The sequence below is a fragment of the Bdellovibrio bacteriovorus genome, assembly GCF_001592745.1.
Classification (GTDB): Bacteria; Bdellovibrionota; Bdellovibrionia; order Bdellovibrionales; family Bdellovibrionaceae; genus Bdellovibrio; species Bdellovibrio bacteriovorus_B.
In genome coordinates this window covers 148830-175048 of sequence record NZ_LUKD01000008.1, presented here as the reverse complement: position 1 = coordinate 175048, position 26219 = coordinate 148830, and the positions used below count along the sequence as shown (strand labels likewise).

27 protein-coding genes are annotated in these 26219 nt (G+C 45.4%); 12 read left to right on the top strand and 15 right to left on the bottom strand.

Features of this window, described 5'->3' with window-relative positions; genetic code table 11:
• Positions 1-94: 94 nt before the first annotated feature.
• A complete protein-coding gene (locus tag AZI87_RS15470; protein WP_063208931.1) occupies positions 95-604 on the bottom strand; it encodes a flagellar basal body-associated FliL family protein in 510 nt (169 codons plus the stop codon).
• 168 nt (positions 605-772) lie between these two features.
• On the opposite strand from AZI87_RS15470, the gene AZI87_RS15465 reads away from it, so the two are divergent.
• On the top strand, positions 773-1774 hold the full coding sequence (locus AZI87_RS15465; RefSeq protein ID WP_063208930.1) for a L,D-transpeptidase family protein: 1002 nt from the start codon (positions 773-775) through the stop codon (positions 1772-1774).
• A 5-nt stretch (positions 1775-1779) separates the two neighbouring features.
• Here the strand turns inward: AZI87_RS15465 and AZI87_RS15460 are convergent, their stop codons facing one another.
• Entirely contained in the window at positions 1780-3051 is a 1272-nt protein-coding gene (locus tag AZI87_RS15460) for an acetyl-CoA hydrolase/transferase family protein (RefSeq protein WP_063208928.1), read from the bottom strand.
• 238 nt (positions 3052-3289) lie between these two features.
• On the opposite strand from AZI87_RS15460, the gene AZI87_RS15455 reads away from it, so the two are divergent.
• The 3 genes from AZI87_RS15455 (at position 3290) to AZI87_RS15445 (ending at position 5790) form a co-directional block, all read left to right on the top strand.
• Positions 3290-3871: an OmpW/AlkL family protein gene (locus tag AZI87_RS15455; RefSeq protein WP_063208926.1), complete on the top strand. Its 582-nt coding sequence runs from the start codon at positions 3290-3292 to the stop codon at positions 3869-3871.
• 151 nt (positions 3872-4022) lie between these two features.
• The gene (locus AZI87_RS15450) at positions 4023-4817 is read left to right on the top strand and encodes a hypothetical protein (protein ID WP_063208924.1); all 795 of its coding nucleotides are present in this window, start codon (positions 4023-4025) and stop codon (positions 4815-4817) included.
• Between the two features lie 7 nt (positions 4818-4824).
• Positions 4825-5790 carry a hypothetical protein gene (locus AZI87_RS15445; RefSeq protein ID WP_063208922.1) on the top strand — a complete coding sequence of 322 codons (966 nt, stop codon included), beginning with the start codon at positions 4825-4827 and terminating at the stop codon, positions 5788-5790.
• A gap of 59 nt (positions 5791-5849) precedes the next feature.
• Here AZI87_RS15445 and AZI87_RS15440 read toward each other — a convergent pair whose 3' ends face one another.
• From AZI87_RS15440 to AZI87_RS15420, 5 genes are all read right to left on the bottom strand, one after another.
• Entirely contained in the window at positions 5850-6038 is a 189-nt protein-coding gene (locus tag AZI87_RS15440; RefSeq protein ID WP_063208920.1) for a hypothetical protein, read from the bottom strand.
• Between the two features lie 90 nt (positions 6039-6128).
• Positions 6129-6875 carry a rhomboid family intramembrane serine protease gene (locus AZI87_RS15435; RefSeq protein WP_253696892.1) on the bottom strand — a complete coding sequence of 249 codons (747 nt, stop codon included), beginning with the start codon at positions 6873-6875 and terminating at the stop codon, positions 6129-6131.
• The gene (locus tag AZI87_RS15430) at positions 6868-7467 is read right to left on the bottom strand and encodes an HIT family protein (RefSeq protein ID WP_253696891.1); all 600 of its coding nucleotides are present in this window, start codon (positions 7465-7467) and stop codon (positions 6868-6870) included. Before AZI87_RS15430 ends, AZI87_RS15435 begins: the two co-directional genes overlap by 8 nt.
• 3 nt (positions 7468-7470) lie before the next feature.
• A complete protein-coding gene (gene sppA, locus AZI87_RS15425; RefSeq protein WP_063208918.1) occupies positions 7471-8439 on the bottom strand; it encodes a signal peptide peptidase SppA in 969 nt (322 codons plus the stop codon).
• Between the two features lie 99 nt (positions 8440-8538).
• The gene (locus AZI87_RS15420) at positions 8539-10335 is read right to left on the bottom strand and encodes a 30S ribosomal protein S1 (RefSeq protein WP_172795317.1); all 1797 of its coding nucleotides are present in this window, start codon (positions 10333-10335) and stop codon (positions 8539-8541) included.
• Positions 10336-10727: 392 nt separating this feature from the next.
• Here AZI87_RS15420 and AZI87_RS15410 point away from each other — a divergent pair, with 392 nt between their 5' ends.
• From AZI87_RS15410 to nrdD, 4 genes are all read left to right on the top strand, one after another.
• Complete coding sequence (locus AZI87_RS15410; RefSeq protein WP_253696890.1) at positions 10728-12017, top strand: prenyltransferase/squalene oxidase repeat-containing protein; 1290 nt, start codon at positions 10728-10730, stop codon at positions 12015-12017.
• Positions 12018-12130: 113 nt separating this feature from the next.
• Complete coding sequence (locus tag AZI87_RS15405; protein ID WP_063208914.1) at positions 12131-12766, top strand: Crp/Fnr family transcriptional regulator; 636 nt, start codon at positions 12131-12133, stop codon at positions 12764-12766.
• Between the two features lie 94 nt (positions 12767-12860).
• A complete protein-coding gene (gene nrdG / locus AZI87_RS15400) occupies positions 12861-13307 on the top strand; it encodes an anaerobic ribonucleoside-triphosphate reductase activating protein (RefSeq protein WP_063208912.1) in 447 nt (148 codons plus the stop codon).
• Positions 13308-13323: 16 nt separating this feature from the next.
• On the top strand, positions 13324-15162 hold the full coding sequence (nrdD, locus tag AZI87_RS15395; RefSeq protein WP_063208910.1) for an anaerobic ribonucleoside-triphosphate reductase: 1839 nt from the start codon (positions 13324-13326) through the stop codon (positions 15160-15162).
• On the opposite strand, the gene AZI87_RS15390 is transcribed toward nrdD, so the two are convergent.
• Positions 15074-16225 carry an NnrS family protein gene (locus AZI87_RS15390; RefSeq protein WP_063208908.1) on the bottom strand — a complete coding sequence of 384 codons (1152 nt, stop codon included), beginning with the start codon at positions 16223-16225 and terminating at the stop codon, positions 15074-15076. The genes nrdD and AZI87_RS15390 overlap by 89 nt on opposite strands.
• Before the next feature lie 134 nt (positions 16226-16359).
• On the opposite strand from AZI87_RS15390, the gene AZI87_RS15385 reads away from it, so the two are divergent.
• Positions 16360-17094 (top strand): Crp/Fnr family transcriptional regulator, encoded by a 735-nt coding sequence (locus tag AZI87_RS15385; protein WP_063208906.1) that lies wholly within the window; start codon positions 16360-16362, stop codon positions 17092-17094.
• Positions 17033-17548: a hypothetical protein gene (locus tag AZI87_RS15380; protein ID WP_253696889.1), complete on the top strand. Its 516-nt coding sequence runs from the start codon at positions 17033-17035 to the stop codon at positions 17546-17548. Before AZI87_RS15385 ends, AZI87_RS15380 begins: the two co-directional genes overlap by 62 nt.
• Here the strand turns inward: AZI87_RS15380 and AZI87_RS15375 are convergent.
• The 4 genes from AZI87_RS15375 to nirK form a co-directional block, all read right to left on the bottom strand.
• Entirely contained in the window at positions 17545-17805 is a 261-nt protein-coding gene (locus AZI87_RS15375; RefSeq protein WP_063208902.1) for a DUF2249 domain-containing protein, read from the bottom strand. The two genes, AZI87_RS15380 and AZI87_RS15375, sit on opposite strands and share 4 nt — an antisense overlap.
• Before the next feature lie 66 nt (positions 17806-17871).
• The gene (locus AZI87_RS15370; protein WP_063208900.1) at positions 17872-18411 is read right to left on the bottom strand and encodes an SCO family protein; all 540 of its coding nucleotides are present in this window, start codon (positions 18409-18411) and stop codon (positions 17872-17874) included.
• Positions 18408-19169, bottom strand: a complete 762-nt coding sequence (locus AZI87_RS15365; RefSeq protein ID WP_063208898.1) for a formylglycine-generating enzyme family protein — start codon at positions 19167-19169, stop codon at positions 18408-18410. The genes AZI87_RS15370 and AZI87_RS15365 overlap by 4 nt, the downstream gene beginning before the upstream one ends.
• A gap of 7 nt (positions 19170-19176) precedes the next feature.
• The gene (gene nirK / locus AZI87_RS15360) at positions 19177-20586 is read right to left on the bottom strand and encodes a copper-containing nitrite reductase (protein ID WP_063208897.1); all 1410 of its coding nucleotides are present in this window, start codon (positions 20584-20586) and stop codon (positions 19177-19179) included.
• 186 nt (positions 20587-20772) lie between these two features.
• Between nirK and AZI87_RS15355 the strand changes: the two genes are divergently transcribed.
• On the top strand, positions 20773-23160 hold the full coding sequence (locus AZI87_RS15355) for an MHYT domain-containing protein (RefSeq protein ID WP_063208896.1): 2388 nt from the start codon (positions 20773-20775) through the stop codon (positions 23158-23160).
• Here AZI87_RS15355 and AZI87_RS15350 read toward each other — a convergent pair.
• Entirely contained in the window at positions 23135-23821 is a 687-nt protein-coding gene (locus tag AZI87_RS15350; RefSeq protein WP_063208895.1) for an HAD family hydrolase, read from the bottom strand. The genes AZI87_RS15355 and AZI87_RS15350 overlap by 26 nt on opposite strands.
• Before the next feature lie 196 nt (positions 23822-24017).
• On the opposite strand from AZI87_RS15350, the gene AZI87_RS15345 reads away from it, so the two are divergent.
• On the top strand, positions 24018-24389 hold the full coding sequence (locus tag AZI87_RS15345) for a hypothetical protein (RefSeq protein WP_063208894.1): 372 nt from the start codon (positions 24018-24020) through the stop codon (positions 24387-24389).
• 26 nt (positions 24390-24415) lie between these two features.
• Here the strand turns inward: AZI87_RS15345 and cmk are convergent, their stop codons facing one another.
• On the bottom strand, positions 24416-25069 hold the full coding sequence (gene cmk / locus AZI87_RS15340) for a (d)CMP kinase (RefSeq protein WP_063208892.1): 654 nt from the start codon (positions 25067-25069) through the stop codon (positions 24416-24418).
• A gap of 24 nt (positions 25070-25093) precedes the next feature.
• On the bottom strand, positions 25094-26215 hold the full coding sequence (gene hisC / locus AZI87_RS15335; protein ID WP_063208890.1) for a histidinol-phosphate transaminase: 1122 nt from the start codon (positions 26213-26215) through the stop codon (positions 25094-25096).
• Positions 26216-26219: the final 4 nt, after the last annotated feature.

Genomic DNA, 26219 nt, shown 5'->3' with positions numbered 1-26219 from the left:
CTAGTTTGAAACTGGAGGGCTTTGAATTCAACGATCTTTCAGGACGCTTAAGACTTTGTTCCGGGCTGAAGCGCCCGGTTAAGGAGGCTGTGCTTTATTGCACGACGAAATCCGAAAAGAAAACGTCTTTAACAACACCGCGATGAAGAATGCCATTCACCTCACCGGCGATTTTGTCTTTCAAAAACAACTTCCCTTGAATGCTATCCAGGTCACTGAAGCTGTTATCATTCAATAAACGAACAATGCGGTCACGAGCCTTGGCGCGGTTTTCCGGCTCCATCACTTCTTCGAAACCTTCTTTACCCAGCATTTGCAAATTCACTTCTAGGCGGATCGTGCGTTTGGGTTCACCACCCAAATTCACTGTGAACTTATCCATCGTGTACACAAGTGGAGTTGTATCGCCTGAATCCTGCGTGGAAGCCAATTCGCGTTCAGCTTGTTCTTCTGAAATCGAAGGACTTTCCCATCCCATAGTCGAGGCGTACACCATGTAGGCGCCTCCACCCATCACTCCCAGATTCACCACCGCAAACACTATCTGCAGTAGTTTGCCGACATTCTTCTTAGGAGCCGCAGCCTGTGCTTGTGCTTCTGCCATTTAAAACCCTCATGAATAATTACATTTAGTTTATCGGTGAAACAGGCCAAGGTCTTAACGAGCAAGACCTTAATTCTTGTCAGAAAATTTCAGGGAAAACGTCTAAGCTTTGGACATATGTGGACCTACACTTGACAAGAACACGTCTAGTTCACTCATAATGGAACTATGAGACTTTTTCTCGCGGGATGCGCATTATCTTTTTTAAGTCTGCCAGTGATGGCGGGCCAATCTGTCGCGCCGTCTTCTCAAAACGAGGCGGATCTTTTCCCAGCTTCTTTGCTGCAAATTTCAGAGACAGAGGCATTTTCACGCTATGTATTTCTTGTTGATAAAGAGAAGCGCAAGCTTTCAGTCTTCGAGCGTAACGGTGCTGAAATCAAAAAAGTCGAAGAGTTCCCAGCGGACATCGGAAAAATGGGCGGCAACAAAACCAAACGCGATGATCACAAAACACCGGAAGGCATTTACTTTCTTGAGCAGCGTTTGACTCAGCCGCAAATTCCTTTCAGCCTTTATGGTGGTTTGGCTTTCACGACCAACTATCCGAATCTTTTTGACCAGCGACAAAAGAAAACAGGATCAGGAATTTGGCTTCATGCCATCCCCGATTCAGTTCCTTTGACTCGTGGTTCTCGCGGATGCGTTGTAGTTCGCAATGAAGTCATTAAGAAACTGGCAGATTACGTCAAACTTCGCGAAACACCGATCTTGATTTTTGATCACGTGAACTACCTCACCAAAGGTGAACACGAAAAACGCCGTACAGAGCTTAGTGCCTTTGTTGAAGAGTGGCGCAAGTCTTGGGAAAATCAAGATATCGAAAAGTACATGAGCTTTTATGATCAAGATTTCAAGGCACCAGGTTTTAACTTCAACACCTGGAAAAACCATAAAGCCAATTTGAAGTCGAAGTATGAGTATATCAAAGTTCACCTATCACAACCTTACATCGTTCAACACAACGATCAGTTGTTAGTAAAGACTTTGCAACGTTACGAATCTGACAAGCACGTCGATTACGGTGTAAAAACTATTTATGCTTTGAAATCTGGCGACTCTTACAAAATCATCCGTGAAGAGTGGGCGCCGTTCAGCCAAGAAAAAGTGGCCGCAGCTATTGCTCGCGACAACTCGATGACAGCTCAAGCCAATCAGGTTCAGCAGTAATCAATTTAGAATCCTAAAACTTTTCGTCCCTGGATTTCCAAAGTTTCGCGATACTCAGGGGCCGCGATGGCGATCAACGCCTTGACTCGCTCTTGCAGTGTTTTTCCATGCAAATAAGCAACCCCGTACTCCGTGACGATGTAGTGAACATGGGCGCGCGTGGTGGTAACTCCAGCCCCTTCTTTTAAAAAGACCGAGATTTTACTTTGCCCTTTTGCCGTTTTAGAAGGCAATGCAATGATGGGTTTTCCCCCTGGAGAAAGCGCCGCCCCTCGCATGAAATCCATTTGTCCGCCAATACCTGAATAGATGCGCGAACCAATGGAATCTGCGCACACTTGCCCCGTCAGATCCACTTCGATGGCGCTGTTGATCGCAATCACCTTCGGATTCTGGCGAATAATGTGCGTGTCGTTCGTGTACGTCGCGTCCATCATGATCACCATTGGATTGTTATCAATGAAGTCGTAAGTCTTGCGAGAGCCCAACGCAAAACTCGTGACGATCTTATCACGCATGCGCGACTTGAACTTATTGGTGATGGCTCCGGTTTTATAAAGGTCCACCAACCCATCTGAAAACATTTCCGTATGCACACCAAGATTCTTATGTCCCGTTAATGCCTTCAGTGTGGCGTCTGGAATAGCCCCGATCCCCATCTGCAGGGTCGCTCCATCTTCAATCAATCCCGCCACATTTCGACCGATCTGCAATTCGGTATCACTGAGTTCGGCAGGTTTTTTTAAATAAAGTTCCTCATCCACGGACACGGCAAAATGAACTTTTGAAAATTCAAATTGGGAATCCCCAAAGGTGCGTGGCATTTTTGGATTCACCTGCGCGATCACAGTTTTGGCAGAACGAACGGCTGCAATGGAGACATCAACAGAGGGCCCCAGACTGCACATGCCATGCTGATCTGGAGGAGAAACTTGAATCAATGCCACATCAAGCGGCACAATTTGATTATAAAACAGGGATGGAATTTCACTTAAAAAAATCGGCACGAAAGAGGGATTTATATTTCCTTTTGTTTTTCTAAGGTTGCCACCATTAAAGAAACTGTGGATCTGAAAACTTTTTTCATGCTGAGGATCTGCATAAGAACAATCCCCTTCCGTATGAATTGAATAGACTTTCACTCCTTGCAATTCAGAAGCGCGCAATGTGAGATGTTTGACCAGTTGTTGAGGTGTCGCTGCGGCTGTATGAATGAAAACATTGTCATTAGATTTGACGACCTTCAGGGCATCTTCGGCAGAGATAAATTGAGTCATAGTCCATTATTCCTTCTGCAATAAATCTCCCACAAAAAAATCATTTTGAGTACGATTTCCCATTCCGCTTTTGAAACTGAAAAGCAGATGCCTTGCAACGTTTCGTTGCGTCAACCCCCGTCAGATTCTTAAAACAAGAAGCGTTAAATCACCCTATTTCCACTGTGGGTCCAATAACAATATTTTCTGACAGCAGTATGATGCCTTCACACACAACTTGTTGAACTAGGAGTTCTAAATGAAAACAAAAGTGTTAGCAGCAATCTTTCTTTCCACTATTTCTTTTTCTTCAGCCGCCTTCGCTGAACATTGGATGGCACATATTCGCGGCGTTTATATCAGCCCGGACAACGGTTCTTCGCCGGTGAGCGGAGTTGAAGCCAACAATGTGACAATTCCAGAGTTGGATTTCAGTTATTTCATCGCGCCGGACTGGTCCGTCGAGCTTATTTTGGGTACATCTCGTCACGATATTTCATTAAACGGAGCGGATCTTGGTAAAGTCAGTCTTTTACCACCCACGGTCACTGCGAAGTACCACTATGATTTCGGGAATGGTCTTGTTCCCTATATCGGAGCCGGAGTGAATCACACTCTTTTCTATGACGTCGATTTAGATTCAAACCTTTCCGTCAGCACCAACAGCACCGGGTTCGCATTGCAACTAGGAGCTGATTACAAAATTGGCGACAATCTTTATCTGAACCTTGACGTTAAAAAAGTTTATATCAAAACAGATGTTGCTAGTAATGGAGACTACCTAACGACACTTGATATCAACCCGATGCTGTATGGATTGGGCGTAGGCATTAAATTTTAGGGCAGCTATAAAACCTGTCTAACTTTTTAGATCTTCTTGCCGCTCTTTGTTTCAAACTTGGATGCTGTCTCAACCTGAGACAGCATATTCAAATATATCTCATCTAATCCGGTACGCCCCTTGCTCCTTAGGAACCAAAAGGAGAGAACCCATGTCATCTAAAATTATTTCGTTAACTGTCGCTGGTATTATCGGCCTGCAAAGCGCAGCCATGGCGCAAGATCGCACAGCAGGTATTGGTGATGAACAAATCCGTATTGCGCAAGAAAATGTAAGAGCCTTAAAGGCCGAGATCCAAAGCTTGGATAAGGCGCTGGGCGAAGCTCAAGCATCGATTGAAAAGAGAGAATCACGGGGCACCTTCGCTAATGGCACGGCCATCGCTGGAGCCGCAGTTGGTTTAGGCCTATCAGCTATTGCTGCATTCACAATTAAAAAAGGAACAGGCGGCCAAGCTCTGAATGGTTACCTTACAGGGGCTTTGTCAGCCGTGATCTCTTTATCATCAGCGGGTTTAGGTGTGATTGGGCAAGCTCGCAAGACCGATGTCGACACGAAAGCTTTAGAGGAACAATTAAAACTTGCAGAGACCCAGGTTCAATCCGCAATCTCTGTCGCCGACAAACAGACTTCGGCAGTTCTAAAGCAATTGAATTCTTCTTTAACAACAGTTCGTCAATCTTTGAATGAATACACAAATAGCGAAGATTCTATTTCTCAAAACAAATTGATTTCACAAATCGCGCAGGCCGCGGGTGTCGCAATCACAGTTTACGGTATGACCCAAAGAGAATCGAAAGCTCTTTTAGTCGGACCTCTTGTGATGAGCGCGGGTAACTTGGGTCAAGTTCTGGGCGGTCTTTCAGATTCAGATGCTGAAAAAGTCATTGCGGAAATCAAAGCCACTCGCCTTTCTTTGATGGCAGCGGCTGTTAACTTGGAGTAGTTCAAGAATGCTTTTGATGACTCGCTTCTTAAGCGTGGTGATTTTTCTGGGCCTGAGCTGGGGGAACCTGGCGCAGGCCGCACCTCGTTGCGAGTCCGTATTTCTTCCGACCGTCTTAGAAGTTATTCAGCAGATTGACTTAGCTAATAATAAATTCCTAACGAAAGGCTCTCACTCCGTTGAAGAAATCGGAAAAGACTTTTCGTGGCTTCGTCGTCGTAAACTACGTAAACTCATCAACAACACCGACCTGCAAAACTTTGCTTCAGACAAAGCTTTAGAAAGGTATGCGATCGAACTGGGCACCGTCCTTTTCGGAAAAAAAGATGTCGTCGATCGTTGGATTCGTCAAAGTAAAGATCAGCGCTTAGAAGAATCAACCGTCATGCTGATCAAAGAAAAACTTTTGCAAGAGGGTTTATTAAAAACCTGGCTTGAGGTTCGCGATCCCCGCGACATCGGTATCGCTCGAAAAAGTTTAGATAAACTGTGGACTTTGCTACAACATCGCACTTTCGAATGGCTGCGCATTCCCCTGGCTCTTCCTTCAATGAAGAATGCGGAAGTTCCACCTGAACTGATGTACAAAATCATCCGTGACGGTTTTAAGACTCATGCCGAAGAAGCCCGCATCGCTTTACGCTCGCAAAACCACATTGAGGCCTACAATACATTTAAAAAGATCTATGGACGTGTGATCTTCGGAGTTCTCTTCGCCCTGAACGTTCATAATGGCTACGAACAAATTCAAGATTATCACAATCGTCACGTCGACCAGACGATCCAACAGATTCAGGAAATAGGCCGACAGGCAGAAAACGCCGTGACTCAAATCAAGCGTGAGCAATTCGATCAAGCTTATAAAAGTGCCGAAGCCGAATTCATCAAAAAATGGGGCGAAGAACCCACGCCTGCGGAAAAAGAAATCTTACGAAACAAGATCGCCGCTGCTTTGAATATGACGGCCCCTTAAAATAAAAAAAGCCCCGCAGCTTGCGAGGCTTTTTGAGTTCTAAGTCTTTAAAAAAGATCTTAGTGAGATTCGTCAGAAGACGATGTGTTCTTACCGTCGATTGTGAATTTCTCTACGTTATGGGCAAGATCAGGAAGCGACTCTAGGTGCTTTTGCAATTCTTCTTTCGACATCTCACCAACGTTCAAGTTTCTTTCAGTCAATCGTTTGTCGAACTTCAAATTTTTATTAGCTTGAGCCAATGACATTGCGTACCCCTTTTTGTGCGAAAACCTTTTATAGCGCACTTCGCGCGACGAGTCCAGCCTCGGAAAAAGGCACCAAGTACCTTTTTCCCGTTAATTCCAGTATTTGGGCGGCTTATCGTTCTTTTCGTTATCAACCACCAGGCGCAGGTTGCGGCCTTTGGCTTTGGACTTCTTTTTCCACTCATTACGGTCAAACCAGCCCTTGAATTTAAGGCACAGATAACCCGAAACCAAACCACCCAAGTGAGCCAGGTAAGCGACCTCTCCCCCGCTGACACTTGAAGTCATCATGGAGGCTAATTGAACAAGACCCATCAAAGCCACGAAGTAGCGAGTCTTCATCGGGAAAAGCATAAAGAAGTAAACAATGCGCTCGCCGAAGATGATCCCTTGAGCTAACAAAAGACCGAAGACGGCGCCCGAAGCTCCCACAACCGGAACGATCAAGCCCGTTTGGGACCCTGTCGTCAAAGCGTAGATCCAGATGCCTAAGCAATAAAGAATGGCGGCCCCGATACCCGAAGTGAAGTAATAGATCAGGAAGAACTTCGTGCCCCAGCGCTGTTCAAGCTCGGCTCCGAAGAACCAAAGCATCAGCATATTGAAAAGGATGTGCGTCACCTGCAAAGAGTGCAGGAACATGTAGGTACCTAATTGCCAGATCTGGAATTCGAAAAGAACCTTGCCCGGGAAAAGACCGAACAAAGAAGTGAATGGAACGCGCAAGAAGCCTTCCATAATCACTTGGAAAACAAACCAGATAGCCACATTGATGATCAGCAACCACTTCACTGCAGGAGTGAGGGGAGCTGTTTGGAAGGTCACGCCTCTATTCATATTTTCTTAAAATACCCGAAAGCTTATCGTAGGTCTGCTCCAGACTTTCAACCAAGACTTTGGTCTCTGCGATGAGCGGAAAGAAATTAAGATCCCCGGCCCAACGCGGGATCAAATGATAATGAAGATGTTCAGGAATTCCCGCGCCGGCCACAGCCCCGTGATTCAAACCCAAGTTTATTCCACCCGGTTCGTAAGCATCATTCAGCGCTTTCATGGCCAAACGAATGGTGTCTTGCAAATCGCGAAACTCTTCTTCTGACAATTGCAGAAGATCCCCGCAATGACGGCGAGGCAGAACTAAAAGATGCCCGCTGTTATAGGGGAATTTGTTGAGCACCACCATGGAATGCTCTGTTTGATAAACACAAAGAGTGTCAAAAGAGGGATCGTCTTTTGCGGCTTTACAGAAAACACAACCTTCCGGCTTGATCAGCTTACGCACGTACTTCATGCGGTCAGGACGAAAAAGAACGTCGCGCTCTAAAGGCCAAACGTCTTTTCCGATCTGCATTTTACCGGTCGCTGCCTTTGCAGTCTTCTTACCGACCTTGGGTTTTGCTGATGCTTTCTTTTTTGCCTTTTTAGCCACCGATTACTCCCAGTAACCAGGCATCAATAACAAAGGCTGATTCAGATATTTCGCGCGCAGGATGTATTTCATTGCGCCTTCCATATCTGGACCGAAGGATTTTCCTTTAAGAAGGTCGGCGTATTCAGAAAGACTGTTTAAGTCATCTTCAGAGTCACCGCCCCCAAGATCAAAAATGCTCATACGTTTTTTAGGAATTTCGAAAACATCAAAGTCATCACCTAACTTTGCAGTTTCCGCCGCCAATTTAACAGCGTCTTCAAAGAAACCCTCTTGATCGGCAAAACCCATTTTCACCGCTGTGGCACCAGTAAACACACGGCCGTCGGCGTATTCGCTAACAACTTCTTCTTTCAAATTACGCTCTTTCGCCACGGTCGCTTTAAACTGGCCATAAACCTCGTCGATCATGCTTTGGAAAAGAGCTCTTTCGTCTTCACGCATAGCTCTGTACTCAGCACCGGAGTCTTTGAACCTTCCCGAAGTAATAGAATAACGAGAGATCTTCGCCCAGTCGTAAAGCTTTTCGATGTTTGCAAATTCCATGATCACACCGATAGAACCGATCAAGGCCCCCGGGGCCACAACGATTTTGTCGCAAGCGACCGCCGAGTAATAAGCGCCACTAGCCATCACACCCGTCGACACACAGATCACCGGTTTTTTAAGTTCTTCACGCGCGCGTTTGATCTCGGCAAAGATTTCTTGAGAAGGGCCGACAGATCCACCCGGAGAGTTGATAGAGATCAAGATCGCTTTGACTTTGTCGTCGTCTTTGTATTTCTTAAGATTTTTAAGGAACTTTTTCCCATTCAGAATCACACCGTTCATTTCAAGGTGAAGAATGGAATTTTGGGAAAGGACTTTCTTTTCGGATTCTCCGAAAGAATCCATGCTCATTTTTAGTAGAGCTCCGATACCGACAAAAACTAGAAAAATGATAACAAGCTTTTTAAAGAAACTGCCCTTCATGATGCGCTCCCGTTCCGACGTCCCGAAAAAGAAAGAGGGACCTGTTTAGGGTCCCTCTTTATGACTTTTTAGTCAACGCCTCGGCGGTATGCGCCCAGACTATTGCTTGTCAGTTTTTACGTTTTTCAACTGGTCAGCAAACAAGTCACCGAAAGTAGACTTAGATGTTGCAGTCGCTTTTTTAACGTAATCGTCAACGTCCGCTTTTGCTTCGCGAAGTTTAACAAGCTTAGCTGACAAACCGATCTTACGAGCGTCTTTGTCGATAGAGATCACTTCAGCTTTTACAGTTTGACCTGGCTTAATGAAGTCTTCAACTGAGTTGATTTTGTCAGTTGTTAGTTCAGAAATATGGATCAAACCTTCGATATCAGACTCAAGCTCAACGAAAGCACCAAAATCAGCTGTTTTAGTTACTTTAACGTCGTGTTGTGTACCGATAGCGTATTTGTTCTCGATGTTAGACCAAGGATCAGACTCAAGTTGTTTGATACCCAAAGAGAATCTTTCGTTCTCGATGTCTACGCCTAGAACAACCGCGCGTACTTTTTGACCTTTAGTGAACATTTCACTTGGGTGGTTTACGCGTTTAGTCCAAGAGAAGTCAGAGATATGAACTAGACCGTCAATACCTTCTTCAATACCGATGAAGATACCGAAGTCAGTTACAGACTTAACTTCACCCTCGATGATTGTTCCTGGAGGATAAGATTCCTTCATTTCAACCCAAGGATTTGTTTGAAGCTGTTTCATACCCAAGCTGATGCGACGGTTTTCAGTGTCTACTTCAAGTACAACAACTTCAACTTCGTCACCAACGTTTACGATTTGAGAAGGATGTTTCACACGTTTAGTCCAAGACATTTCAGAAACGTGGATCAAACCTTCGATACCTTCGCCAAGTTCAACGAATGCACCGTATTCAGCCAAAGATACAACTTTTCCTTTAAGCTTAGTGCCTGGAGGATAAGAAGCTTTAACAGATTCCCAAGGATCAGAAGTCAATTGCTTCATGCCCAAAGAAACGCGTTCTTTTTCTTTGTCGTATTTAAGAACTTTAACTTGGATTTCGTCGCCAACATTCAACATTTCTGAAGGATGTTTTACGCGGCCCCAAGACATGTCTGTGATGTGCAACAATCCGTCCATGCCACCAAGGTCGATGAATGCTCCGTAGTCAGTGATGTTTTTAACAACACCAGTAACGATAGAACCTTCCGCCATAGTATCAAGAGTTTGTGAACGGAGACTGTCACGTTCTTCTTCAAGAAGAGCGCGGCGAGAAAGAACGATGTTGCCACGTTTCTTATTGAATTTGATAACTTTGAATTTAAATTTCTTACCAAGGTAAACGTCCATGTTGCGAACAGGGCGTAGATCGATTTGAGATCCAGGCAAGAATGCTTTAACGCCGATGTCAACGCTCAAGCCGCCTTTAACTTTAGCAACAACAGTACCTTCGATAACTTCTTCGTTCTCAGCTGCTTTAGAGATGTCAGTCCATGCGCGAAGCATGTCAGCTTTGTCTTTAGAAAGAACGATCATGCCGTTTTCGTTTTCGATACGGTCGATCAAAACTTCTACTTTGTCTCCAGCTTTCACTTCACGAACACCGTCAACAATACGGAATTCATTGATAGCGATCAAACCTTCAGACTTGTAGTTGATGTCAACTAGAACGTAGTCAGACTGAACTTCGACTACAGTACCAGTAACAACGTCGCCGACTTTGAAGTCTTGCTCTTTCATAGATGCTTCAAATAGATTTTCGAAGTCACCTTTATCTGCTTTCGCATTCAAGATACCAGGATTTGCTGGAACCTTAGCGTCTTCAGCATCCAAGAAAGCTAGAACTTTCTGTTTTTCAAGCTCGGCTTTGTTTAATTGTTTTGTCATATTAGTTTTTGTAAACCTCCCACGTAGTAGAACCTCTAGGATCCTACCCGTAACCTTTCTTCACCTCTTTTGGGCGAATCAATGGTTTAGCGAGCTAAGGGGGCGAAAGTCAAAGGTTTTGCGCACTCTGTTAAGGGCGGCAAAAGGGGTCCTGCCGAGAGGGGCCTTAAAACGAATGTATTGCATTTGAAGCAGTTTCCGCCGCCCTCAGTTTTGAATCCCCGGCCCGATGAGGCTTCAATTTCCCGAAAAATCCGCTCCCCGTGCGCCACTTCCGGCGAGTGAGTCCTTCCAGAATGTCCCGATTCCGCGGTTGTTTGCCAGCAAGAAGAAGCTCTTTTTCCTGACAAAGCCTTTGTTTTTGAAAAGCATATTTCAAATCAGGAGGCCTTGTGCAGGGAAGCTTATTTGGAATCTTGTTATTGTTCGTTTCACTGAGCGCGGACGCGCGCCCTTATTTTGACAAACAGATTTCATCTGCTTTGGAATTTATCGAGCACTATCAAACAACTGGTAAAGATGGTTACGATTTAGGCCAGTGGCGAGCGCGGGTGACCTCCTATGTACCTAGCGCGATCGGTGTCGGTAAGTTCAATGTTCCATTTGAAGAGCCCACCGCGTTTGTCGCCTCGTCTGTCGCCAATGTTTTGGCAGAAATTTATTTGCACGACTCACGCTATACCTTGATTCCACCGATGATCGATAAAACCATCGACGGCTTTCAAAAATATTATTGGGGATCTCTTTTCAACTTTTATCCTCCAGCGACTTTCAAGGGAGTCCGCGTTCGACAACCGCGATATATGTATTTGGCGCCGCAATGGAAAGGTTTTGCGAACATCCCACCCGATGCGGATACAACTTCCGTATCCTACACATTGATGCGTTATCGGGACATGATCGAAAATCGCGCCTCACCCGATCTTCCATCGCAAGTGATAAATGCTTTTTCTTACGCACGCGACTTAAACCGGGTGCCTCATGCTTACAATGCAGCACAGGGACATTTTAAAACCGGCGCGTTTTTGACCTGGTTGTGGGATGAGAAAAATCCCGATATGCCTCGAAATATTTTTGCAGCTCCTCACCGCGGGACCCGAATTCCGTTTAACTTTAATGACGTGGACTGCGTGGTGAACGGCAATGTTTTAAAACTTCTGAATCTCGCACAAAAAACTTCAGGCCCGGGATACCGGGCTAGTTGCGATCATCTGAATCGTGTTGTCAGGAACAAGCAATTTTACTTCTGTGGAATGTACTATCCCAGCTACTATGCTCTGCCCTACACCATGGCAACGGCTCTTCAATCGGGAGTGTCTTGCCTAGAACCATCAAAAGAGAGGTTGATTAATTATATTATCAGCAAACAGCGCAAAGACGGCTCTTGGCGCAACAGCTTTTTAGCACGACCGGATTATATTCACTCAACGGCGTGGGCTCTTAATACACTCATCCTTCTGGGTGACTCCGAAAATGAACTGCATCGCGCACGCGTAAACAGAGGCGTTCGCTTTTTACTTTCTCAAGCACAGAAAGATTCCGGAGGACGAACTTATTGGGCTGGACAAGTATTTTATGCCGCCACTTTTATCGCACGCTACCCCGTCGTTTGGCGGTCTTCAGCTTACACCACGGCTTTATCAGCGAAAGCTTTACTTTTATCTGAACCTTATTTGAGATGACCTCCACCCAGGTTGGTAGATTCACTCAATTAGTTATCAGGCCCTTCTTATCAATTTCTATTCACAATAGAAATTGATAAGGTAGGGGTCCGGCACCCGTGAAGGAGACTTTTATGAGTGAAGCAAATAAACTGAATTGCCCCATCTGTTCTTCGCAGGAAGAAAAAGTGATCTCGGATTTACTTTCTTTTATGAAGAAAAAAAAGTTCGCGAAAAATTCGCTCGTCTTTGAAGCCGGTGAAGAGATCAATGGTCTTTATCTTATAACTAGCGGGTCTGTGAAAATTTCTAAGCTTTCTCCTTCAGGAAAAGAAATCGTCTTACAAATTCTCGGAGAAGGAAAAACTTTTGGTGAAGGCAGTGTCTTGGGTCAAGACCGCCACGGTGACACTTTTGTCGCAAATGAAAATACCGAAGTCATGTTCCTTCCTAAAAAAGAATTTCAAAATATCATTCAGTCCAATCTGTCTTTGTATCAAGCCGTCGTAGGTTCACTGATTAAATGGATGAACAATCTGGATGTGGTTATTGAAAACATCAACACCCCGTCTGCGAAGGATCGCGTGTGGCTTCATTTAGGACGTCTGCAAGAGCAACAAAAGACACCCGTCATAAAGCTAGACGGTAAGAAACACGATGTGGCTTTGATGTTGGGACTTCGTCCGGAAACTTTTTCCCGCGCTTTGGCCGAACTTGAAAGCGAAGGAAAAATTAAGATGAACCACAAGCAAATCCAACTGTTGTCATAAGCATCACTAGATACAGTGATGTTAATCATATTTTTGAACAATATGCAGTGATCGTAAAATTCTAAGGTCTATCCTTTCTTTACGGAAGGTGACCATGAACATCTACAAGTACGACATCGTCTTTCAAGAAGTACCCGATCAAATCAGCCTCGCCTTCTACGTTTGCGGCTGCCCCCTGAAATGCCCAGGCTGCCATTCTCCAGAACTCTGGACAGAAAAAACAGGCTCTCCACTCACGATGGACCTGCTGCACCAGCTTTTGGCGGATTATAAAAACAAAATCACCTGCGTTCTTTTCTTAGGTGGTGAGTGGCACGCGAAAGACCTTATTTCGTTGCTCACTCATTGTCAGCAGCAGGGATTGCTCACGGCTCTTTATACGGGACTAGACGACATTCCTTCATCTATTAAAGATCATTTGGACTTCCTCAAAATCGGTCCGTGGCGTGCCGAGCTGGGCGGGCTGAACTCGCCGACGACCAATCAAAAATTTATCGATTTAAAAACCCAACAGACACTCAATCATCTTTTTCAAAGATAACAACCAAGGAGACAACATGCTTCGCCTGAACGAGCAACAGCTCAACACAAAAATTCAATTTATCGAAAACTACATTCGCGCCGCCAACGCCGCCGAAGGATCAAAGTTTGATGCCAATGCCAATGTCACTCATAAAAATATTGCGACGATGGAATCAGAACTGAATAAGGATATTAATATCCAAGTCAATCGCGCCTTGGTTCGCAAAAAAATTGAGGCTCTTTTCGGCAAGGAACTTGCCGATGAATACATCCGTCAAATCGAAGCCCATGAAATTTACGTGCATGACGAAACCTCACTGAAACCCTATTGCGCCTCCATCTCTATGTACCCCCTCTTGCTGGATGGATTAAAGAAATTGGGAGGAGAATCCCAAGCTCCTCAACATCTGGAAAGTTTCTGCGGCTGTTTTGTGAATCTGGTCTTTGCCATCTCGTCACAATTTGCTGGAGCCGTCGCGACCGTAGAGTGGCTGATGTATTTTGACCACTTTGCGCGCAAAGACTATGGTGACAAATATTTGGAAACTCACACGCGTCTTATTAACAATCATCTGCAACATGTGGTGTATGCCTTAAACCAACCCGCAGCTGCGCGCGGTTACCAATCCGTGTTTTGGAATATCTCGCTTTATGATGAGTCCTACTTTAAATCTCTTTTCGAAGATTTCGTATTCCCTGACGGCGACAGACCTTGCTGGAAAACGGTGGAAAAACTCCAAGCGCATTTCATGAGTTGGTTCAATCAAGAAAGAACCAAGGCGCTATTAACTTTTCCAGTCGTGACCGCCGCGATGCTGACCGGCGAACAAGGACCTTTGAATCCCAGCTTCGCCCACATGTGCGCCAAAGAGCTTAGCGAAGGCAATAGTTTCTTTATGTACATGAGCGACTCCGCCGACAGCTTGGCCAGCTGCTGTCGCTTGCGCAATGAGATCTCGGATCGCACCTTTAGCTATTCTTTAGGAGCAGGTGGCGTTGCTACAGGCTCTATCAATGTGATCACTTTGAATATGAATCGTCTGGTCCAAAAAAATTTGGATTTGCTTGAAGCGGTTCAAAAAATTCAGAAGTACCAAGTCGCTTATCGCAAATTAATGCAGGACTATTTCGATCACGGCCTTTTAACGGCGTACTCTGCGGGATTTATCACTCTCGATAAACAATTTTTGACAATCGGTATTAATGGCATGGTCGAAGCGGCAGAATATCTAGGCTATCAAGTTTCTAACAATGCTCGTTACAAAGCTTTCTTGAAACAGCAGCTGAAAACGATTTTTGATGCCAACCGTGCCGCGCGTGAAATTTATGGATATATGTTCAATACCGAGTTTGTTCCGGCAGAAAATCTAGGAGTCAAAAATTCGGCCTGGGATCGCGCCGACGGATTAGCCGCTTCAAGAGAGTGCTACAATTCTTATTTCTATGTTGTTGAAAACGACGACGTCAACGCTGTTGATAAAATGATTCTGCATGGGGCAGAAATGATGGAGTATCTTGACGGTGGATCCGCTTTGCATCTCAATCTTGAAGAAAAACTAACCGCTCAAGGATTTTACAAATTGATCCATGCTGCGGCCTTAACGGGATGCAATTACTGGTGCGTGAATGTGAAAATCACGATTTGCAATGAGTGTGAATCCATCGACAAACGCACTCTGCATCACTGTTCTCAGTGTGGCAGCGAAAACGTCGATCATGCCACACGGGTCATTGGGTATTTGAAAAGGATCTCCTCGTTTAGTTCCGCTCGGCAGAAAGAAGCGGCTAAACGCTTTTATCATGTGAAGGCCCAACATGAAAAATCTTGGGCAGGAACATCCAGCCCCAAACCAGAGCTCCAGCAATCCACGTAACCGCCGCGTACAAAAGATGGGACTGGTAAATATGTGGAGCCAGTCCCGCAGAAAAACGAGTCAGCCCCGCAAAGAAAAGCAAGAAAGCTCCGAGCCCCAAAAGCTTGGAGCTTTTTTCTAAAATCATATCGTGCTTACCGTGAGAAAGAATCACACGCACCGCGATCATAAATGTCATAAGCCCCATTCCAGACACATAAACAATATGCAAAATATGAATGCGGAATGACGGTAAAAAGGCCAAGGCCCAAAACGCCACTAACAAGGACCAGCCAGAGATCCACAATCCCCAAGTCTGCACGCCTTGTCTTTGTGGGAACTTATGCAGTTTCCAGAATTTAAAACAAATCAGCGTCACGATCGCTGCTCTCAGAAGGGCTGCCCCTAAAATGTGCCCCTGGCTTTCACAAAAATAGCTCAGGACAAAAAAGAAAGAAAGTACCACAAACAGCCAACCCTGACGAGAAGTTTTATGCGTCTCTGTAGGGAGTGGAGCCCAACCGAGTAAAGCTGGAATCAGTCTTGAGCCAACTCCTAAAATCAAACACATAATATAGCATTGCAGAAAAAGACTTCGTCCCAAAAAATACAACTCTGAAGGAACGTTAAAGAACTCTCCAAGAAATAGAATGAAAGTTCCCGCGATGGCTGAAAGCAAGCCAGCGGCAACGAAAATGAAAGAATCCGGTGGATTGCTTTTTCTTTGAAGAAATCTGCGCGCGCTGTAAAAAACTAAAAAGAAAAGGCAGAAGAGGACGGCCCCATAAAAAGCCGCTTTCTGAGGAATCAGTAAGCTTGCAAATAGTCCGGCGATTGCCAGAAGTGAAAAATTTTGTTCGCTCCGAGTAGGACCAAAAGTATTTGTGAAACGAGGAACGGCCGTCATCAGAAAACCGCACACAAAGCACAGAAAGAATCCTCCCATCATAATCTCAGGATGACTAAAACCTGGATAGTTGACCAGCTTCCAAGGAAAGAGAACCCATAAAACTACACCCCAGATTGATAAAAGCCAGCCCGCGGGAAAGAAAATTCGGTAAGCATCTAGTTGATTTTGTTCCATAATGAACTCCTGACTCCTCCTAGATTGGATGTCTTCGCAGAAAAAGAACATGATCCAGATCAAAATTGAGAAATATTGATCCCGATCATGTTGTTAGCAGGACATCAATGTCAGCCTTAATACAGGGAGACACTATGGATGAGATAGTCCGACGTTTAAAATCATTGGATGGATTCAATAAAGCCTCAGAACTTGAATTGAAGCAATGGGCTTCGTTCATGAGATGTGTCCGCCACTCTGCTCGCGAGGTGCTTTACCGCAAAAATGACAAGATCAACGACATCTTCATTCTTCTGTGCGGCTCGGTGCGAGTATATGATGCAGTTTCCACTTCGGAACGAAAGATTTTTAATTTTCTAGCTCGCGGAGAATATTTGGGAATAGCGATGGCGGGCTTGCCGACTCCACAGCATCCAGCGACTGTTCAATGCATTGAAGACTGCACTTTTATAAGCATGCCACTTTCAGTATATAACGATTTGCTAAAGAAAATGCCCGAAATTCGGGGTGTGGTAAACCGACAGATTTCTGAAAGATTTTTGGAATTACAAAACGACATTTGTATCTCTCATCAATTGACTCCCACTCGAGTTGCTGACCTTTTAATACGACTTTTAAAGAAACAAGATCTTTTAGGCAGCTATCGTCTGCAAATTCCATTAACCCGCTTAGATATCGCCGAACGCATCGGAGCTCAAAGCGAGACGGTGATTCGTATCCTTAGCCAGTGGACAAAACACGGTTGGATCCGCACTGATGATAGACACATTGAAATATTGAATCCGCAGATTCTGGAGGACATTCGCCATGGCAAAAATATTAGAAGAGCTTCGTCAGCAGCATCAAACGCTGCTGGACATGATCTCTGAAGATAGAGATATTTTTGATATCATCAAACTGGTCGAAAACATCCATCACCCTTTAGAAGAACAAGCGCTCTTTCCTTTGATTGCGAGCCATCCCCTCCTTCAAGAGGGCGGTCCTTTGTGCACATACTTTCGCGGCATGGAGTTGGACTTAAATCCGAAGTCTGCGGCGCAAGAACTCTTGAAGCAGGCTTATAGTCAGGGTTTACCTCGTCCCCATGCCTATCCGCAGTTTGATTGGTTGAATGAGCACAATCCTTTAAGCATGCCCATGGGTGAACATGTTTTAAGTGATGAACTGGCGCAAGCCCTTCTTTTTTTGAAGAACCGCCCCGAAGAAAAGCTGTATCAAGATTTTTTCGCTTCTTTAAAAAACGAGTACATCCGTCTATTGAAGCTGCATATCGCTAAAGAAGACGGATGCCTTTTTATTTTGTGTGAAAAACTTTTGTCTTAGCCGCCACAGAAACCGCAACAGCCTTCTTTTTTAAGTTTCGTCAGACGCAGTTTCCATGTCTCAGGTCCTTTTTCTAAGTACTCAGGTTGAAACTGTTCTTTGCGGTTTTCTTCGAATTGACGTAACAGAGGGACGGGATCGTGATTGTTGACGATCAGTATACTTTCACCCGCCTCCAAATTATCAAAGGTCTCAAAGATGTGACTGTGACGTTGTTGCGGTGGAATTTTTTGGGCTTCAATTACAAACTCTTTCATGATGTCTCCTTGATTCTAAGTTAAACCCATTTACAGCTTGCTTTCCTTGATCACGATCAAAACTCTTTACTTTTTCAGAGCCAGCACCATTTCTTCAGGTTTACCGTCAGCGCCTGTTTGTTGAAATTTAATTCTGCCTTTGTCATCCAATACAGAAATAATGAATGAGTGGTCGTAATCCCCTCCATCCATTTTTTTATACTTAATGCCTAAGACGTTCGCGACTTCACGAGGGGCTTTATCTGTCTTCGCTGTCCATAAAGACCATTTCTTACTGAGTTTTTTATCAGCTAGATATTTCTGCAGAACCGCGGGCGTATCGCGTTCATGGTCGAAACTGATCAGCAGGTAACGAACATCTGGGCGCCCTTGCTTATCCATTTCTTTCTCGATGTTCTGCATTTGTGCCAGTATCAGCGGACAGGTGTAGACACACCCTGTATAGGCCATCGAGATCACAACCGGACTTCCCTGCAAGTCCGTGAGCGAGACACTTTTGCCTTGTTCATTGAGAAATGCGGAATTTAAGTTGTAGATGGAATCATCGGGAAAACCTGCTCCCGACAACAGCCCTAAGAGTAGCAAAGGTAAAATATATTTTTTCATAATGGCTCCTTATCCTGGGCACAACGAAATCCCAGGTTCTGCACTGTATAGGCCGCCTTGAGGCTGCTGCGAAATGCATAGCGCATAAAGGCCGCATAGTCTGAGGGATCTGCGGCGCCCGCACTGCCGGCACCACAAAATAAATTCTTATCTAAAGCGGAATCCGCGCGGGACTCACCGGTGACAAGGGATGAGTTAAAGTCTTCGACCCACTCCCAGATAAGTCCGTGTAAATCATAAATACCTGCTGAGTTCGCGGGACCGCTCATAACAGCAGGGAGTGGCCACTCTGACGACTTGCCATACCACTCTAAAATTAAGCTTTGAAGTGGAGGACCACCTGGAAAAGGAAAAAGAGCGACATATTCCCACTCTGCAATCGTTGGCAGCCTTCCGCCCTTCCAAAAGCAATAACTGCGGGCTGCGTACCAACTCACTTGAACCACCGGCATCTTGTCATAACGGGAATCCTCGTAAGAAAAATCATGGCTCCAATGATTCAGATAGTTTTTGTCGGCAAAAATTCTTTTAGTTTTTGATTTAGCCCATTCAGGATTCAGTTTTATAAATTCCAGAAATTCTTTATTCGTGACGGGATCGCGATCTAGATAAAACGCTTTTACCGGAATACTTTTTTTGCTTAAGACCGCCGGCATTTTAAATTCGCCGGCGGGTATAAGAACTCTGTCCGTAGCTCTCGCTAGACAAGGAAGCACTATCATCATTCCGGCAAGGATCCATCTTTGATAATGCTTCATAAGACACCTATTTCTTTCTTGCAGCTTTCACTTCTTGAGGAGAAACCGATTTTTTCGAATTTCCCCAGACGCTATAGACGTAAGTCAAAACATTGGCTGCTTCTTCATCACTCAACAACTGAGCCGGCATCACAGAGTTGTAGTCTTTGCCGTTCACCTTGATTTCTCCTTCAAGTCCGTTCACTACGGCCGAGATCGCCTTTTCTTTGTTGTTATTGAGGTAGTCCGATTTTGCTAATGGAGGGAATGCGCCCGGCAAACCTTGTCCATTCGTTTGGTGACAGGCAAAGCATGAAGACTCATAGATTCGTTTGCCGGCAGCAATACGGTCTTCCAAAGTTTTCGCGGGAATCAACTTAGGTTCTTTTGTGCTGATCTCTTGGATGACGCCGCCTTCAGGCAGGTAAATTCCGTCTTTAGTTTTTCCAGAATAGACGTCTTTGTCAGCATCTCCTTCGACCTTCAACATTCCCAACGCTCCTTTGTTGAAAGCTCTGAAAATCGAGTGATCGACGAGGATGTAAGTTCCTGTAGTTTGAATTTTAAAGTCAACGATGGCCGAACCACCAGCGGGAATCAAAGTTGTCTGCACGTTCTCATTGATCAGCTTACCTCCTTCGACATAAACCTTGTCGAAGATTTCGCCGATGACGTGGAAAGAAGACACCAGATTCGGACCGCCATTACCGACAAACAGACGTACAGTCTCGCCTGTTTTAGCTTTCATCGCATTGTCCCCGGCAAGAGCGCCCACGCTGCCGTTAAAGACCACGTAGTCGGCTTTTTCTTCCACCGCTTTGGCCATGCTGAAAGGCTGCAAACCTGGTGATCCATATTTGCCTTTAGTGTAGAACTCACTTTGCATGACGTAAAACTCGCGATCCACTTTGGGTAAACCCTCTTTGGGTTCTACCAAGATCAATCCATACATTCCGTTAGCGATATGCATACCCACTGGCGCTGTCGCACAGTGATAAACATAGAGGCCTGGATTCAAGGCCTTAAAGCTGAAAGTCGAGCTGTGACCGGGAGCTGTGAAACTTCCCTCTGCTCCACCACCTTGCCCTGTCACCGCATGCAAATCGATATTATGGGGTAATTTACTGGAAGGATGATTGTGCAGGTGAAACTCCACATGGTCCCCTTCACGAATGCGAATGAACTTACCTGGAACTTTGCCTCCGAATGTCCAGAATGTATAATCCACTCCGTCGGCCAGTCTCATTTTTATTTCTTTAGTCTCTAAGTTAACAATGACTTTTGTTGCGTGTTTTCTTTGAATGGGTGGTGGCACCGCCGGCGCATCCGTCAATACGGCCACTTCTTCCCCTTTGATGTTTTCAGATGCCCAAGCCCCCTGAGCGGCGAGGCTTAGAACCGCCAATGTTCCAATTGTGAACGTCTTCAGTGATGACATACATAACTCCTTGTCTGGAGCATCTGCTATGTCATTCGATAAGAAAATGATCCGAGTCAATTTTTTAAAGATCCACCCTCCTTCCTGTATCAAATAGGGTTGTTCTCATAATTGCTCTTTGGCACAAACCGAAGGGTGATAAGACAAAACACTAACTCGTTTTTTTATGAGTGCTAATATGAGTGTATGGAAATGCAAACCGTCTGGAGTCCAGGCCTTATCGCTCTCTCTATCGTCGTCGCCACGATGGCGTCGTATGTGGCCTTGGATATTATTCTACGTATTCAACAGACCTTAGGTCGCTCAAGTCTTTATTGGCTTACCATCGGCGCTATCGTCATGGGCATAGGCATCTGGAGCATGCATTTTATCGGAATGCTGGCTTTGAAAATGCCCGGGATGGAAATGGCTTATGATGTGTGGCTTTCAATTCTTTCCATAGTGGTGGCGATCGGTGCTTCGGGTTTAGCTTTTTTCATCGTCAGTCGCAAAAAGGTTCCTATCTATTCCATTATTTTAGGCGGAATGGTGATGGCCATTGCCATCGCGGGTATGCACTATATAGGCATGGCTTCCATGCGTATGCCTGCAAGAATTATTTGGGACTATAAGTTGGTGGCCTGGTCCGTTGCTATCGCCGCGTTCGCCTCTTTCGCCGCATTGGGAGTCTCGCTTCAATTTAGAACTTCCAAAAATCCTTTCGCTCTTCACGTCTTTGCCAGTCTGTTGATGGGGGCTGCGGTTTCTGGCATGCACTATGTCGGTATGAAGGCCGCCACCTTTGAGCACTTACATGACTATCCTTCGTTTGCGGGCGCTGTGCTGGGCACGAACACTTTGGCATATGTTGTGGGCGGATTGACGTGCATGATTCTTATTGTCGCACTGACAGGCTCGATCTTTGATCGCATTTTGGTTCGCCGCGAGCAAGAAGCAGACGAAGTCATTCGCACGCGGGAAGCTCAATTGCGCGAAGCTCAAGCGATCGCCCACGTAGGAAGTTGGGAGTGGAACACAATCGACAATACTGTCTCTTTGTCCGATGAAATGTATGCCATACTTTCAATGGAAAAGATGAACACGACCGTGAACATTCACAATGTATTTCGGCTGGTCAGCCCCGAAGATCGCCATCGCGTTGAGGTGGCCTTTAAAGAATCTTTGATTCATAAATCTTATTTGAATATCGATTACAAAATCATTCCCGCTAAAGGCGTCTTTCGATTTGTGCAAAGTCGTGGACGAGTGCTCTTAGACAATGAAGGAAACGTGGTTCGCATGCTCGGAACGACTCAGGACATTACGGATCGCAAGGCGATCGAGGAGGAGCTGATTCAAGCGCGGGTTGAACTTGAGCAGAGAGTGGCAGATCGAACCGCAGAGTTAAACAGGTCCTTTGAAAGAGAAAAGAAGGCGAAAGAAGTGGCCCAGGCCGCGACTCAAGCTAAGATGCAGTTTCTGGCAAACATGAGTCACGAAATCCGTACGCCCATGAACGCAATTCTAGGCTTTGCGGATCTGCTTTCCACAGAACCCCTTAACGATGAACAAAAAGAACATCTGTCGCGCATCCAGGCCAATGGCAGCCAGCTATTGCGTCTGATTGATGACATTTTAGATCTTTCGAAGTTTGAAGCCGGCAAAGTCCCCATCGAAAAATCGGCATTCAGTTTTACGGAACTTATTGATGAGGTTGTCAGCTCTTTACGTCTGCTCGCAGAACAAAAGAAAATTCAGATTCACGTTATCAAGCAAAGCACTTTGCCGAAGAAGATTTGTTCCGATCAACTGCGCCTGCGTCAAATACTCGTCAATCTGATAGGAAATGCCATCAAGTTTTCTGAAAAAGGTATCATCACTTTGCGTTTACGAGCTGAACACATCTATGACAAGAACGTCCTTTATGTCGAAGTGGAAGACACGGGTATCGGCATCTCAGGTGAAGGCCAAAGCAAACTCTTTCAACCTTTCAGTCAGGCGGACAGCTCTATTGCCAGAAAGTTTGGCGGCACGGGATTAGGGCTGATTTTGTCTCGCCACATTGCAAAGTCTTTGGGGGGCGATCTGATTTTAGAAAAAAGCGAGTTGGGTAAAGGAAGTACTTTCCTTTTGAGCATCACATCGGAAGATGAAGATCATTTGCAGGGAATTAAAGAAGCTGAAAAGAAAAAAACAGAGGTTCCAGATCCTTCCATCACTGTCGATGGGCATGAAAAAAGCATTCTGCTTGCCGAAGACATGCCAGACAATGAGCTGCTGATCCGGCACTTTCTTAAAAACAGTCACTTCCGCGTGGACTCTGCGGTGAATGGCTATGAGGTCATTGATAAAGCTTTTCAAGATGATTTCGACGTCATTCTGATGGACGTGCAAATGCCGGGTTTAGATGGCCTGGAGGCCACGCGCCGATTAAGAGCTCAAGGTTATAAAAAACCCATCATCGCACTGACGGCGCACGCGCTGCCTGAAGAGATCGACAACTCGATAGCTGCCGGCTGTGATGCTCACTTAACGAAGCCCGTGAATCGCGCAGCCCTTTTGCATAAAATTAACGAAGTTTTGAATCACTCGTGATTTCAGAACGGCCATTTTTTTCTAGGTGACGGAGCAAATCTTCGGGGTCTCGATAAATTGCGACCGCTCCGGAAAGATCCTTTGCACTCCATCCGCCACAGGTTAAAGCGATGGTTTCCACTCCCGCTTTTTTTGCGGCCATAATATCATAAGGTGTATCCCCTAACATCACCGCATTCGCGGCAGGTATTTGCAGCTTCTTTAACGCCGCCTGAATAATGTCTGGGGCGGGTTTGGAAACTTCCACATCGTCTTTCGATGTTCTTAACGGCAAAAGATCATCGACATGAGCCATCTTTAACAGACCTTGCAAATCCTCTTTTGAAGAAGAACTCGCCACGACCATCTTCACTCCTTCTTGCTGAAAGAATTGAATCAACTGTCGCGTTTTTTTGAAAGGTTTTAGGTAAGGTAAATATTCGATCTGAAAAATTTCAGCGCGTCGGCGAGAAATCTTTTTTCCTTTTTCGCTGTCTTCTTCAATGTCGCTGACCGCAGGCAAAAGGTTGTCTCCACCCATTCCAATTTTTTCGCGGACTTCGGCGTAGGTTGTGATAATACCGTACTCTCCTAAAGCCCGAACCCAAGCCTCGGCATGGGCGTGATTGCTATCAATCAAAGTTCCATCCACATCTAAAATAATTCCGCCAAGTGTTTTCATAGATTTCTATTAGAAAAGAAGCTCGTTTAAATTCCAAAACTCTTGGCTCGACCCTGACTAAAAACAGAAAGGGTTTTTGAGTTTTTTTCACGGGTGTGCAGGCCTTGGGCGTCACTTTCGCGATGAATGACGTGTATACGCGAGCTGACAGGGCACAGAGCTTGTATAGTGGAAAGCACAGTCTTTTGGAGGCCCTATGACACTTAAAACACTCAGTCTATTCATCGTGATGATGTCATTTGCCGGTGCGGCCTCTGCAGCCAATGAAATCGTGGTAAGCTGTCGCGACTACAATATTGCTTTAACAGATTTTGGTGACATCGCTGTTGAATCCGCGCAGAAAAATGAAAGCGCGACCGTTATTGCTATTCATCATGAGAATCAATTGCTGAAGAATGACGGCGATGGTCTTCACATTGTGGGCAGCAAGAAAAGAATGGGCATGATCACGGCGAAACAGTCCCTGGAAGTGAATTACAAAACGGGCCGCGGTATTTTCACCGATTACACGGTGATGCAAGGTCCGGCTAACGGCAAAAAAATTCTTTTAGAATCCTGCCATCGCTAAAGCCAGAACTCCCCTATCATCTTTGGTTAAATTTTATTTTTGACGTATTCAACGACTTTATCGACGACCTGTTCAAGATTCAGGGCTGTTGTGTCGACTACCAAGGCATCATCCGGAACTGTCATCGGCGCCACTTTGCGAGTGGAGTCTTGGTGGTCACGCTGTTGTTGAGCTTTGACCATATCGTCTTGATCCAGCCCTAACTCCGCCGCTCGGCGAGCGGCACGGTGTTCACTGTTCGCTGTCAGATAAACCTTGGCCTCTGCTTGAGGGAATACCACAGTTCCACAGTCACGGCCTTCAGCAACCAAACCTTGGGGGCCACTGCTGCAGTTTCTTTGTGCTTCCAAAAGAGCTTTGCGTACTTCGGGATAGTGGCTGACTTTGCTGGCGAAATTACCAACGTCTTCGTGAGCAATCAAATCAGTGACATCTTGGTCTTTGAAGAAAACTTTCGTGCGATCATGCTCCATACGCACGCTCCATACCGGATTGTGCGTAAGGTCTGTTAATGACTTCACGTCATCAAGATCGATTTGCAATTGAAGAGCGGCGAAGGCCAAACCACGATAGAAAGCTCCGGTAGAAACCCATTGCCAGCCCAAACGACGAGCAAGTTCTCTACTCACAGAAGATTTCCCAGAGGCCGCAGGGCCATCAATCGTAATAACCATTCCCATTTACTCTCCAACTAGGGCGTTGTCTTACGACAGCGCCGGTATTTCTTTGAGCACTTCTGCCAAGGCTGCAATCGCCGCTTGGTTTTCATGATCAAGGCCTACACTCAAACGCAGATGCGTCTTGAACCCGTAGTTCAATAGCGGTCTCATAATAATTCCACGACGTAACAAGGCTTCATTCACCTTGGCGGCGTCGCGAAGGGTGTCAAACATGACAAAGTTCCCTTGAGATGGAATGTAAGGCAGGCCTAATTCTTCTAACTTCTTATAGAAGTAATCAAGCCCTTTCCAGCAAATCTGCTGCGAACGCTCAATAAATTCTTTATCTTGCAGAGCCGCATTTGCCGCGACCTGCGCTAAATCGTTGACATTAAACGGTTTGCGCACACGGTTAAAGACCTCCACAACCTCCGGAGGAGCCACCATGGCGCCAATGCGGAATCCCGCCAAACCATAGATTTTAGAGAAAGTACGTAGCACGATCAGGTTTTTATATGTGCTGATGTATTTTTGAGCAGACACATAATCAGAGGCACGAACAAACTCGTTATAAGCCTCGTCAAAAATAATCATCACATCATCGCGATTGCCCAGTTTTTCCAAGAAGGCTTCGACCTCTTGTTTGGGAGCATAAGTTCCCGTGGGATTGTTCGGATTTGAAACGAAGATAAGGCGAATATTTTGCTCAGGATGAGCGAAGAAATGTTCAGCAATCGCTGCTAAATCAAAGCGATAGCCCTCTTTCATTGGAACTTTACGAATCACCGCTCGGTTGGCCGGAGCACTGACTTCGTAAGCATTAAAAGCCGCTACGGACGTCAAAACGCCATCCTGGGGCTCACAGTAAATGCGAGTTAATAGATCAATGAGTTCATCACTTCCGTTGCCAATCGCCAATTGTTTGGTTGGAACTCCCCACTCTTTAGAAAGCGTTTGCAATAGCTCATAGTGAGAAGGATCTGGGTAAAGATTTTGATGATCCAGAGCTCTTTTAACCGCTTCCATGGCTTTAGGGCTGGGACCCAGGGGATTTTCGTTACTTGCCAGTTTATAAACTGTCGTTAAACCGTATTCGCGTTGCGTTTCTGAAATCGGCTTGCCAGGTTTATAGGGAACCAGGTTTAGAATTTCGGGAGAAATCTTCACTTTA